At 65.9% G+C, this 12111-nt stretch carries 12 protein-coding genes; 5 read left to right on the forward strand and 7 right to left on the reverse strand.

Translation table 11 applies throughout. The features are described 5' to 3' along the window. Positions 1 to 3 precede the first annotated feature (3 nt). Together rplS and trmD are read right to left on the reverse strand one after the other, a co-directional pair. The gene (gene rplS / locus SOM18_RS08890) at positions 4 to 396 is read right to left on the reverse strand and encodes a 50S ribosomal protein L19 (RefSeq protein ID WP_031395442.1); all 393 of its coding nucleotides are present in this window, start codon (positions 394 to 396) and stop codon (positions 4 to 6) included. A gap of 2 nt (positions 397 to 398) precedes the next feature. After that, positions 399 to 1124 (reverse strand): tRNA (guanosine(37)-N1)-methyltransferase TrmD, encoded by a 726-nt coding sequence (gene trmD / locus SOM18_RS08895; protein WP_107045176.1) that lies wholly within the window; start codon positions 1122 to 1124, stop codon positions 399 to 401. Between the two features lie 363 nt (positions 1125 to 1487). Here trmD and SOM18_RS08900 point away from each other — a divergent pair, with 363 nt between their 5' ends. After that, entirely contained in the window at positions 1488 to 2393 is a 906-nt protein-coding gene (locus tag SOM18_RS08900; protein ID WP_320481567.1) for an NAD(P)/FAD-dependent oxidoreductase, read from the forward strand. Between the two features lie 63 nt (positions 2394 to 2456). On the opposite strand, the gene rimM is transcribed toward SOM18_RS08900, so the two are convergent. From rimM to ffh, 3 genes are all read right to left on the reverse strand, one after another. Further along, positions 2457 to 2999 (reverse strand): ribosome maturation factor RimM, encoded by a 543-nt coding sequence (gene rimM / locus SOM18_RS08905; RefSeq protein ID WP_037528514.1) that lies wholly within the window; start codon positions 2997 to 2999, stop codon positions 2457 to 2459. Positions 3000 to 3233: 234 nt separating this feature from the next. Beyond that, entirely contained in the window at positions 3234 to 3656 is a 423-nt protein-coding gene (gene rpsP, locus SOM18_RS08910; RefSeq protein WP_031439660.1) for a 30S ribosomal protein S16, read from the reverse strand. A 65-nt stretch (positions 3657 to 3721) separates the two neighbouring features. Further along, positions 3722 to 5251, reverse strand: coding sequence for a signal recognition particle protein (gene ffh / locus SOM18_RS08915; RefSeq protein WP_031439661.1), 1530 nt, complete (start codon positions 5249 to 5251; stop codon positions 3722 to 3724). A 306-nt stretch (positions 5252 to 5557) separates the two neighbouring features. Here ffh and SOM18_RS08920 point away from each other — a divergent pair, with 306 nt between their 5' ends. From SOM18_RS08920 to SOM18_RS08935, 4 genes are all read left to right on the forward strand, one after another. Next, a complete protein-coding gene (locus SOM18_RS08920; RefSeq protein WP_042466603.1) occupies positions 5558 to 7183 on the forward strand; it encodes a putative bifunctional diguanylate cyclase/phosphodiesterase in 1626 nt (541 codons plus the stop codon). A 116-nt stretch (positions 7184 to 7299) separates the two neighbouring features. Next, entirely contained in the window at positions 7300 to 8547 is a 1248-nt protein-coding gene (gene mtaB / locus SOM18_RS08925) for a tRNA (N(6)-L-threonylcarbamoyladenosine(37)-C(2))-methylthiotransferase MtaB (protein WP_031439662.1), read from the forward strand. Beyond that, positions 8544 to 9479, forward strand: a complete 936-nt coding sequence (gene ftsY / locus SOM18_RS08930; protein ID WP_031396330.1) for a signal recognition particle-docking protein FtsY — start codon at positions 8544 to 8546, stop codon at positions 9477 to 9479. Before mtaB ends, ftsY begins: the two co-directional genes overlap by 4 nt. Positions 9480 to 9525: 46 nt before the next feature. Continuing rightward, positions 9526 to 10137: a septation protein A gene (locus SOM18_RS08935; RefSeq protein ID WP_268745756.1), complete on the forward strand. Its 612-nt coding sequence runs from the start codon at positions 9526 to 9528 to the stop codon at positions 10135 to 10137. Positions 10138 to 10186: 49 nt separating this feature from the next. Here the strand turns inward: SOM18_RS08935 and SOM18_RS08940 are convergent, their stop codons facing one another. After that, on the reverse strand, positions 10187 to 10801 hold the full coding sequence (locus SOM18_RS08940; protein WP_031439664.1) for a superoxide dismutase: 615 nt from the start codon (positions 10799 to 10801) through the stop codon (positions 10187 to 10189). A gap of 104 nt (positions 10802 to 10905) precedes the next feature. Next, on the reverse strand, positions 10906 to 11967 hold the full coding sequence (gene pspF, locus SOM18_RS08945) for a phage shock protein operon transcriptional activator (RefSeq protein WP_031439665.1): 1062 nt from the start codon (positions 11965 to 11967) through the stop codon (positions 10906 to 10908). Between the last annotated feature and the right edge of the window lie 144 nt (positions 11968 to 12111).

Below are 12111 nucleotides of genomic sequence, written 5' to 3' on the forward strand. Positions count from 1 at the left end.
CGATTACTCGGCGGCTGCGGTGCCCTTGGCGGGGCGCATGTCGCGACGCTCGGCGATACGCGCTGCCTTGCCGGTGCGGCCACGCAGGTAATACAGCTTGGCGCGACGCACGGCGCCCTTGCGGACGACTTCGATCGAATCGACGTTCGGCGAGTAGAGCGGGAAGACGCGCTCGACGCCCTCGCCGAAGCTCATCTTGCGCACGGTGAAGTTGCTGCCCATGCCCTTGTTCGAGCGCGCGATGCACACGCCCTCATAGTTCTGAATACGGGTGCGCTCGCCTTCGACGACCTTCACGCCGACCTTCAGCGTATCGCCGGGGCGGAAATCGGGGATCGTCTTGTTGGCCAGGAACTTCGCGATGTTCTCGGCTTCGATCGTCTGCAACAGGTTCATAGTCAGTCCTCGTGTCGCCGCGCGCCAGAGGGCGACTGGACCCGAGCGCCCTCATGGCGCTCCCAAAGGTCCGGTCGCCGTGACCGTGTATCGATCTCCGCGCGGCGTTTGCGCCATGCGTCGATCTTCGCATGATCCCCCGATCGCAGCACCTGCGGGATCGTGCGCCCTTCCCATATCTGAGGTCGGGTATAATGCGGATATTCGAGAAGCCCCGTTTCGAAGCTCTCGTCATCCCCACTAGAAGCCGCGCCCATTACGCCGGGCAGCAGCCGAATGCAAGCATCGAGGAGCACCAGCGCGCCCATCTCGCCGCCCGACAGGATATAGTCGCCGATCGACACCTCCTCGATGGCGCGCGCCTCGAACAACCGCTCGTCGAACCCCTCGAACCGCCCGCACAGCACGGTGACGCCGGGGCCTGCTGCGAGCTCACGAACGCGCTCCTGCGTCAGCGGCCTGCCGCGCGGCGTCATCGCCAGCACCGGCCGCCCGTCCGCGACGCTGTCGATCGCCGCGGCGACCACGTCCGCGCGCAGCACCATCCCCGCGCCGCCGCCCGCCGGCGTGTCGTCGACCGAGCGATGCTTGTCGGTCGCGAAGTCGCGCAGCTGGACGGGCTCGCATGACCACCGTCCCTCCCCCAGCGCCCGCCCGGCCAGCGACGTGCCGAGCGGCCCGGGGAACATCTCGGGGTACAGCGTCACGATCGTCGCCGCCCAGGGCAGCTCGCCCGCGGCCAGCCGCGCCAGCCGCGCCTCCTCCTGCGCCGCGGCGAGGATCTTGGGCACGACGTCGGCGGGGAATTCACACCCCCGCGCCTTCAGCCATTTCAGGCGTGCAAGGAACGCGTCGGCGCTGTCCTCGACATACTCCGCCTCCACCCCGCACCGTTCGATCGCAGGCTCAGCGACCTGCGCGACGTACCGGCGCACCCCGTCCGCGGTGTGCGACGCATAGGCGTGGAGATCGCCTTCCGACCAACGACAATAGCTCATGCCGCACGCCGCTATCACTCCCGCGCCCGGCTTGCGATAGCGATCGAGCGTTTCGCCACCGGAACGGATTCGCCGCGCCGCGCTTATAGCGGGATGGACGATTGCATCATCATCGGCGCCGGCCCCGCAGGCCTCACCGCCGCGATCTATCTCGCGCGGTTCCACCTCTCGATCCGGCTGTTCGACTGCGGCAGCAGCCGCGCCGCGCTGATCCCCTGCACGCACAACCACGCCGGCTACCCCGAAGGCATCCGCGGCACCGACCTCCTCGCCCGGATGCTGGCGCAGGCGGAGACCTATGGAGCGGTACGCGAGGCCGCGCGGGTCGATGCGATCGAGGTGGACGACGACGGCTTCACCGTCCGTTTGGGCGACCGCCGCGCCCGCGCCCGCAGCGTCCTGCTGGCAACAGGCGTCGTCAACAACCGCCCCGCCATGCCCGACGCGCTCCATGACGAAGCCCTGGAGGCCGGGCTTCTCCGCTATTGCCCGATCTGCGACGGCTATGAGGTCACCGACAAGCGCGTCGGCGTGATCGGCACCGGCGATTACGGCATGCGCGAGGCGCTGTTCCTGCGCGGCTACACCGCCGACGTCACCCTGATCGCCCCGGACGGCGGCCATGATCTCGATCCCGCCTGCGAGGCGGCCCTCGACGACGCCGGTATCGTCCGCGTCGGCGGCCCCTGCGGCAACTACGCGATCGAAGACGGCCGGTTCGCGCTCGACACGGTCGACGGGCGGCTGTCGTTCGACAGCGTCTATCCGGCGTTAGGCTCGGTCATCCGGTCGGAACTTGCCGTCGCCGCCGGCGCACGTGCGACGGACGAAGGCTGCCTCGAAGTCGACGACCACCAGCGCACCTCGATCCCCGGGCTGTTCGCGGCGGGCGACGTGGTGAAGGGGCTCGACCAGATCAGCCACGCGATGGGCGAAGCCGGAGTGGCCGCAACGACCATCCGCAACATGCTGTCGGAGCAGCGCCCGATCCGGCGCTGACTTTGGATGCCTCACCGCGAAGGCGGGGCCCCCGCGTTCGTGAAAGAGCTAAGCTCGAAGGAACTATTCGGTAGCGAAAGACGCCTCGACTACGAGTCGTTCCGCATCCCACTCTGGAACCGCCTCAACGCGCATCGGCACCATGAACCGCTTTGCAGTCGGCCGTTCGATCTCGATCACGTCGCCCGCACCGAAATTATCGATTGCGACAACGCGTCCGATCGCCTCACCATCGGTAGAGACGACGGGGAGCCCGATCAGGTCGGTGTGGTAATATTCGCCATCCTCGAGCGGTGGCAACGACGATCGCGGCACCGTCAATTCGGTCCCGCGCATCGCTTCGGCAGCGTTCCGATCGGCGACCTCGGCAAAGCGAGCGATCGTGCCGTTGTTGCCAGGGCGCGCCGACTTGAGCGTCAGCGTACCGTCGTTGAAACTCTTATAGCCCGACATGGTCTCGGCAAAGACCTTCAGCCGCACTTCGCCGCCGATACCGTGCGCGCCGATCACGACGGCGAGCGTGACGCTACCCTTGCGCGGAGCCGGTGTCGGGTCCGGGGCTATCGTCGGCGCCTTCTGCGGGGTCTTCGGCGGAGACGCCTTCATTGCTGGCATCTTCGATGTCCTCGGGTGCGGGGGCTGTTCTTGGATCTGGATCGGGGGTCATCATGCGCTCCTTGTGGGTGATGGACCGACAAAGAACGCATGAACCGCCATTCGGGTGCGGGCGTGGCCCACTCCAAACCGTCATCCTGCGCTAGACCCAGGATCCAGAGCCAAGGACGCTGCCGTCTCTGGCGCTGGATCCCAGCCTTCGCTGGGATGACGTGGAAGACGATCTTACGAAGCGGCTTCTTCGGTCTCGGCAGGAGCATCCGCGTCGGCAGCAGGTGCCGCCTTTGCAGCCGCTTCGGCCTCGGCAGCTTCGGCCGCCTTGGTCGCACGCTCTTCAGCGCGCTCGGTGGCCTTCTCGCCGGGCTTGCCCTTGTTCGGGTTGTTGCGGGCCGAACGCTCAAGAACGCCTGCTGCGTCAAGGAAGCGGGCGACGCGGTCGGTCGGCTGTGCGCCGACGCTCAGCCAATGCTTTGCGCGATCGGCGTCGAGCTGCACGCGCTGCTCGTTGTCCTTGGCGAGGAGCGGGTTGTAGTTGCCGATCTTCTCGATGAAGCGGCCATCACGCGGGCTGCGCGCATCGGCAACGACGATCTTGTAATAAGGACGCTTCTTGGAGCCGCCACGTGCGAGACGAATGTTAATTGCCATGATATTTTCCTTCGTTTTCTAATATTTCGCCCGGCAAACGCCGGGGTAATGGGTTGAGTAAGAGGTTATTTCTTCTTCAGAAAATCGTCGAAGCCCGCAGGCAGCTGTGGCATCTTCCCGCCCAGACCCGGCAGGCCACCCCCGGAATTGCCCCCAGGGAGCCCACCTGCGCCGGCCTTGTTGAGCATGTCGCCCATCTGCGGCCCGCCGATCGCGTTACCGATGCCGCCAAGACCGCCACCCATGCCGCCCTTGCCGAGCATCGCCATCATGCCCTTCATGCCGCCCATCTTCTTGATCTTCTTCATGGCGGTCGACATTTCGAGGTGCATCTTGAGCAGCTTGTTGACCTCCTGCACCGTGGTGCCGGAGCCCTTGGCGATGCGGATCTTGCGCTTGGCGTTGATCAGCTCGGGCTTGGCGCGCTCCTTGATGGTCATCGATCCGATCATCGCATCCATGTGGACGAGAACTTTCTCGCCGCCGACCGAAGCGACCGCGCCCTGCGCCTTCTTCATGCCGGGGATCATCCCCGCCAACGCGCCGAGCCCGCCCATCCGCTGCATCTGCGCCAGCTGAGCCCGCAGGTCGTTCATGTCGAACTGCCCCTTGGCCATCTTGGCCGCCATCCGCTCGGCGTCTTCGGCCTGGATCGACTCCGCGGCGCGCTCGACGAGGCTGACGACGTCGCCCATGCCGAGGATCCGCCCGGCGACCCGCTCGGGATGGAACGCCTCGAGCGCATCGAGCTTCTCGCCGGTACCCGCAAACTTGATCGGCTTGCCGGTAACCGCACGCATCGACAGCGCCGCACCGCCGCGCGCATCGCCGTCCATCCGGGTCAGCACGATCCCCGTCAGCGGCACCTGATCGGAGAAGTTCTGCGCGACGTTGACCGCATCCTGACCCGTCAGCGAATCGACGACGAGAAGGATCTCGGCCGGGTTCGCGACGTCGGCGACCGCCTTCATCTCGTCCATCAGCGCCTGATCGACATGGAGGCGACCCGCGGTATCGAGCATCAGGACGTCGAAGCCCTGCAGCTTGGCCGCCTGCATCGCGCGCCGTGCGATATCGACCGGCTGCTGGCCGGTGACGATCGGCAAGGTCGCGACCGAAATCTGCGTGCCGAGCGTCGCGAGCTGTTCCTGCGCGTTCGGGCGATTGACGTCGAGCGACGCCATCAGCACCTTCTTGCGATCGCGCCCACCCGGCCCTGCCGACAGCCGCTTGGCGATCTTGGCGGTGGTGGTCGTCTTGCCCGAGCCCTGAAGCCCGACCATCATGATGATCGCGGGCGGCGTGACGCCCAGATCGAGCTCGGACGCATCCGCGCCCAGCATCTCGACCAGCGCATCGCTGACGATCTTGACGACCTGCTGCCCCGGCGTGACCGAGCGCAGGACGTTCTGGCCGATCGCCTTCTCGGTCGCCTTATCGACAAAGTCGCGCGCAACGGGCAGCGCGACGTCGGCTTCGAGCAGCGCTACACGAACCTCGCGCATCGCCGCGCGCACGTCCGCTTCGGTCAGCGCACCCCGGCCGCGAAGGCGGTCGAAGACGCCGCCAAGACGATCGCTCAGGCTTTCGAACATCGAGACACTCCCAATCACCATTACCGGACACATGACGACGCCCAACGCAAAAGCGCCGGCGGGCGAAACCTCGCCGGCCAGCGTGCATCCTTGGATGCTCGTCACATGTGCCCCGTAACGGAACGTGGCGTGCTGCTTACGCGACCCGGGCCGCCGACGCAAGCGACCCGTCCGTCGATGCGCTGCGACGGCGTCCAGCGTCAAAGTCCCTCCCCGGCATATTGGACGGATCGACCCTCTTAACCGGTCCTACACTTATGCTATGTCATATGTGTGTCCGCCCCGACCTCACAGGCGATCCAGCCCATGACCGCACCGCCGGCGGCGACCCGTTCGCCCCGCACCATCAACCGGGAATTCGTCACCGGCGCCGTGACCGGGGCTGCAGCGTTGATGCTCGTCGGTACGGGCGGCGCCGTTCTGGTCGGCATCTTTGCCCGTCTGACGGGACGCAGTTCCGGTATCGACCAAGGTCTGGTTGTCGCCGTGCTGCTCAACGTCGCGCTGTTGCTCTTTGGCTGCCTGCGCTATCGCACGCTCACTGCCGAGCTCAACGAGGCGACCGATGCGGGTCATCGCGCCCGCGTTCTGGCACAGCGGGATTCGCTGACCGGATTCCTCAATCGCCGCAGTCTGTCCGAAGATGGCGCGACCCTGTTCGGCAGCGCGAGACGCCGGGGCAAGGTGGTGGCGATGCTCACGATCGACGTCGACTTCTTCAAGAGCGTCAACGACATGCACGGCTATGCCGTCGGCGACCAGGTGCTCGTCCATGTCGCGGAAACGATCGCGGCCATCGCCCCCACATCAAGCCTTCTGGCACGCTTGGGTGCGGACGAGTTCGCCTGCGCCTTCGTCTTCGATCCGGCGCATCAAGGGGTAGCCGATCGGATCGCGGAGCGTCTCGTCACCGGCTTCGCGCGGCCCTTCCGTGCGAACGGCGTCGACATTCACGCCACCGTGTCGATCGGTGTCGCGCGTTCTGACGCGGACTGTGCCTCGATCGACGCGCTGTTGCGCAACGCGGACATCGCCCTCCACGCGGCCAAGACGGCGGGCCGCAATCGCCACGTCTGGTTCAACACCGCGATGGAGCAGTCGCTGCAGGTGCGTGGCGAGCTCGAGTCCGGACTTCGCCTCGCGGTCGCCGCGCAGGACATCATTCCTTATTTCGAACAGCAGGTGGATCTCGCCACGGGGCTTACCACCGGGTTCGAGGTTCTGGCGCGCTGGGACCATCCAACACGCGGGATGATCCCCCCGGACGTCTTCATCCCGATCGCCGAGGAGATCGGCGTCATTGGCGACCTGTCACTGTCGCTCATGCGCCAAGCCTGTACTGCGGCACGCGACTGGGATTCGGCGCTGACGCTGTCGATCAACATTTCCCCGGTACAGCTGCGCGACGCATGGCTGGCGCAAAAGATCATCAAAACGCTGGTCGAGACGGGCTTTCCCGCCAGCCGGCTCGAGATCGAGGTCACCGAAAGCGCGCTGTTCGACAATCTGGCGCTTGCCCAGTCGATCGTCGGCAGCCTGAAGAATCAGGGCATCCGGCTGGCGCTCGACGATTTCGGCACCGGCTTTTCGAGCCTTGCGCATCTGCGCGCGCTCCCGTTCGATCGCATCAAGATCGACCACAGCTTCGTCGCGTCGATCCTCGACAATGCGGAGAGCATGGCGATCGTCAACACGATCGTCCGGCTTGGCGACAGCCTGAACCTGCCGGTCACCGCCGAGGGCATCGAGGATGCCGCGGTCGAGGAGCGGCTGCGCGCGCTCGGCTGTGCCAAGGGACAGGGCTATCTCTACGGTCGCCCCATGAACGCCGCGCAACTGCGTCGACTGCTCGCCGAACAGCGCCTGCTCGCACACCAGCCCGATGGCGACTTCCCGCCGGTCCGCGGCATTGCGCCACGACTCGCGGGCTGATCGCGGACCCGCTCCGGCCTGACCACGGACGTCCCGACTGCCCAGCGGCCATCCTTACTCCAGCCCGGCGCTGCAAGCCGTGGACTTTGCCCCCCGCCCCTCCTAGATCGCGCATCATGCCGTCTGCCCCGCTGCCAGAGGTCGTCAGCCTCGGCTGCCGTCTCAACATCGCCGAAAGCGAGACCATCCGCGCGCTCGTCGCCGGGCGGGACGTGGTGGTGGTCAACAGCTGTGCCGTCACCAACGCGGCAGTAAAGGCGACGCGGGTTGCGATCCGCCGGGCCCGGCGCGATCGCCCGGATGCGCAGATTGTCGTCACCGGATGCGCAGCGCAGATCGACCCGGGTGCCTTCGCGGCGATGCCCGAGGTCGATCGCGTGATCGGCAATGCCGACAAGCTCTCCCCAGCCGCATGGGCCACGCTCGCACCGGTGGTCGTCAGCGACATCATGCAGGTTCGCGAAACCGCGCCGCATCTGGTTGCTAGCTTTTCGTCGCATGCCCGCGCCTTTGTGGAAGTCCAGAACGGCTGCGATCATCGCTGCACCTTCTGCGCGATTCCCTTCGGACGCGGACCAAGCCGCTCCGTCCCCGCGGGCGCGGTCGTCGACCGGGTCGCCGGGCTGGTCGATGCGGGACACCGCGAGATCGTGCTGACGGGCGTCGACCTGACCAGCTATGGCCCCGACCTTCCCGGCGCCCCCACGCTCGGCCAGCTTGTCGAGCGCATTCTGCACGCGGTGCCGCGGCTCGAGCGGCTCCGTCTGTCGTCGCTCGACGGCATCGAGATCGACGACCGGCTCTTCGCGCTTCTGACGACCGAGCCCCGGATCATGCCGCACGTCCACCTCTCGCTCCAGGCGGGCGACGACATGGTGTTGAAGCGGATGAAACGACGTCATTCGCGCGCCGAGAGCGTGGCGCTCGTCCAGCGGCTCAAGACCGCCCGTCCCGACATCGCGATCGGCGCGGACCTGATCGCCGGGTTTCCGACCGAGGACGAGGCGATGTTCCAGAACACGCATGCGCTGATCGCTGACTGCGACATCGTCCATTCGCACATCTTCCCCTATTCACCGCGGGCCGGCACACCCGCCGCCCGGATGCCGCAGGTCGAGCCCGAGATCCGCCGCCGACGCGCCGCGATCCTCCGCGAGACGGGCCAGGCTGTTCGCGCGGCATGGTTGCAGAAGCTGGTTGGGACGACGCAGCACCTGCTGGTCGAACGTCCGGGCGACCGCGGCCATGTCGGAAATTTCGCGGAAGTCCTGCTGGACGCGCCTGCGGCACCAGGCGACATCCTTCGAATCACGATCACCGGCGTTCTGGGCGAGCGCCTGAGCGCAACACGGGAATCCCTATGAGCACCACCCCAAGCTGGCACGACAAACTCATCGGCGGCTTCAAGCGTACCTCTGACCGGCTCGTCGGCAATCTTGCGGGCCTTAGCGGCGCGCGGCTCGACGATGCGACGCTCGACGAGATCGAGGAGGCGCTGATTGCATCGGACCTCGGTCCCGAAACCGCCGGCCGCATCCGCCATCGTCTTGCCGAGGGCAGTTTCGAGCGCAACATGGAAGAGCTCGGCATCCGCGTCATCGTCGCGGAAGAGGTCGAAAAGGTCCTCGCCAAGGTCGCCAAGCCGCTCGAGATCGACGCCTTCCCACGCCCGCAGGTTATCCTGGTGATTGGCGTCAACGGGTCGGGCAAGACCACCACCATCGCCAAGCTCGCGCATCTGCTGATGGAACAGGATTACGGCGTCATGCTGGCGGCAGGCGACACGTTCCGCGCCGCTGCGATCGGCCAGTTGCGCACCTGGGCCGAGCGCGTTGGCGTGCCGATCGTCACCGGACCGGAAGGCGGCGACGCAGCAGGCGTCGTCTGGGATGCGGTAAAGAAGGCGACCGAGACGGGGATCGACGTGCTGATCGTCGACACCGCGGGCCGCCTGCAGAACAAACGCGAACTGATGGACGAGCTCGCCAAGATCCGTCGCGTGCTCGGCCGTATCAATCCCGAGAGCCCGCACGACATCGTCCTCGTCCTCGATGCAACGACCGGGCAGAATGCGCTCCAGCAGATCGAGGTCTTCAAGGAAGTGGCGGGCGTGACCGGGGTCGTGATGACCAAGCTCGACGGCACCGCGCGCGGCGGCGTGCTGGTCGCAGCGGCGGAGAAATACGGCCTGCCGATCCACGCGATCGGTATCGGCGAAGGCATGACGGACCTGCGCCCGTTCGACGCAAACGAGGTCAGCCGGATCATCGCGGGCGTCGAAAGCGTCCGAAAATAACACGCCGCCCCGCTCTCCGGTCTTACCGCAATTCCTGGATACAATAGTGACCAAGCCCCCCCTGTCTCCCGGCCTGCGCATGGCGATCGATTATGGTCCGCTGGCGATCTTCTTCGCGGTGAACTTCCTCACCCCCGGCGCACCGATCGCGCGCGTGGTCACCGCGACGACCGCGTTCATCGTCGCGACGATCGTCGCGATGATCGTCTCGAAGGTAAAGGCGGGCCATATCTCGCCGATGCTGTGGATGTCGGGTGCCCTGATCGTCGTGTTCGGCGGCCTGACGATCTATTTCCATGACCAGCGCTTTATCCAGATGAAGCCCACGATCATCTACGCGATGTTCGCCGCCATCCTGACCTTCGGGCTGGTGACCGGGCGCCCGCTGCTTCAGTCGCTGCTCGGCACCGCCTATCCAGGACTGACCGCCGAGGGCTGGCGCAAGCTCACGCGCAACTGGACCGTGTTCTTCGTGTTCATGGCAGTGTTGAACGAAGTCGTCTGGCGGAACACCACGTGGGATTTCTGGGTCGGCTTCAAGCTCTGGGGCGCGATCCCGATGACGTTGATCTTCGCCTTTGCCAACATCCCGATGCTGCTCAAGCATGGATTGCAAACGGGCGACAAGGCCGTCACCGACCTGCCGCCCGAAGGGTAATCCTTTTCCGTCATCCCGGCCAACCCGGGATGACGGTAACGGGATCGGCTCAGCCAGCGACCTTCGCGTAACGCTCGCCGACGACGTCCCAGTTCACGATATCCCACCACGCCTTCAGATAGCCCGGACGATCATTCTTGTACGTCAGGTAATAGGCGTGCTCCCAGACGTCGTTGCCGAGCAGCGGCGTACCGGGCTCCTTGGCATCGTCCATCAGCGGGTTGTCCTGGTTCGGCGTGCTCGTCACCTTCAGCTTGCCGCTGTCATCGGCGATCAGCCATGCCCAGCCCGATCCGAACTGCCCTGCACCCTTGGTGTTGAACTCGTCCTTGAGCTTGTCGAGGCTACCGAAGTCGCGATCGATCGCTTCGGCGAGCCTGCCCGACGGCGCCTGCCCCGTCTTGGCTGCCATCGTCTTCCAGAAAAAGTCGTGGTTCCAGAAACCGCCGCCATTGTTGCGCACGAGCGGTGGCTGCGACGAGATCATGCCGAGGATATCCTCGATCGACTTGCCCGCGAGCGCGGAGTCCTTCTCGACGCCCTCGTTCAGCTTGGCCGTGTATGCCGCATGATGCTTGTCGTGATGAAACTTCATCGTTTCCTGATCGATCACGGGCTCGAGCGCGTCATAGGCGTAAGGCAGCGGGGGAAGTTCGAAAGCCATCAGGAGTCTCCTCAAAGACAATGGGTGAATGGGGTCGGACGTCAAACGCCCGCGGCCCCCAAATGGTCCCCGGACGGTCGTTACACAAGCGGACCGGACGTCGATCAGCCGCTGGCGTGCAACAGCTCGTGCCGCTTGAGGGCATGTCGCAACTGATCATAGCTGAGCCCGAGCGCCTCGGCGGTAGCGCGCTGGTTGAAGCGATGCTCGGCCAGCGCGCGCGACAGCAGGTCACGCTCGAACCGGGACACGCGCGACTTGAAATCCGACGGCCCGTCCTCGCACGCGACGACCGGATCGTCGGCGTCATCCTCTGCCGCGTTACCAGTCCCGCCGGCAGACGGCGCCACCGCGGCCGGCGGCTGGATTGGCTTGCGATCCGCAGCGCCTGGCCTGTGCGGCGACTGGAACGGATCGATCTCGATCGCATCGATCGGCCCCTCATGCTCCCAGCGATAGACCGCGCGTTCGACGACGTTACGCAGCTCGCGGACATTGCCCGGCCAGTCATAGTCCGCGAGAGCAGTGCGTGCGGAGGGTCCGAACCCCTCCCACCGCTCGCGCCCGAGCTCGGACGCCATTCGTCGACCGAAATGGTCCGCCAGCACCATCACGTCACCCGCCCGCGCACGCAGCGGGGGCAGCGTGACGACCTCGAATGACAACCGATCGAGAAGGTCGGCGCGAAATTCATGCCGCATCACCTTGTCGGGCAGATGCTCGTTGGTCGCAGCCACGATCCGGACGTCGACGCGCAGCGGCCGCGACGAGCCGATCCGCGTGATCTCGCCATATTCGACGGCGCGCAGCAACCGGTCCTGCGCCGCCATCGACAGCGTGCCCAGCTCGTCGAGGAACAGGGTTCCACCATCTGCCTCCTCGAACCGCCCGACCCGTGCCTTGGTCGCACCGGTGAAGGCGCCGGCCTCATGTCCGAACAATTCTGCCTCGATCAGCGTCTCGGGCAGCGCGGCGCAGTTCATGATCACGAGCGGCTGGTCCCAACGCGGGCTCAGCCGGTGGAGTCGCTCGGCGACCAGTTCCTTGCCCGTGCCGCGTTCCCCGATCACGAGCACCGGTCGGTCGAGCGCCGCCGCGCGCGACGCACGTTCGAGCGCTCCCATGAACGCGCCGGACTGGCCGATGACCTGCGTTGTTCTCTCCATTGCCAAAGTGTGGCGGAAATTCCCAACGCATAGCAAGGAACAATCTGCGCGCTCGACGCTCAGCCGGCACAACCGCATGATTTCCGGGCTTTTCTAAAACTGGCACGACTGATGCAAAGCTTTGGACAACCCGCCCAAAGGCGG

Origin of the sequence: Sphingomonas sp. CFBP9019 (assembly GCF_034045155.1) — a bacterium.
GTDB classification, from domain to species: domain Bacteria; phylum Pseudomonadota; class Alphaproteobacteria; order Sphingomonadales; family Sphingomonadaceae; genus Sphingomonas; species Sphingomonas aerolata.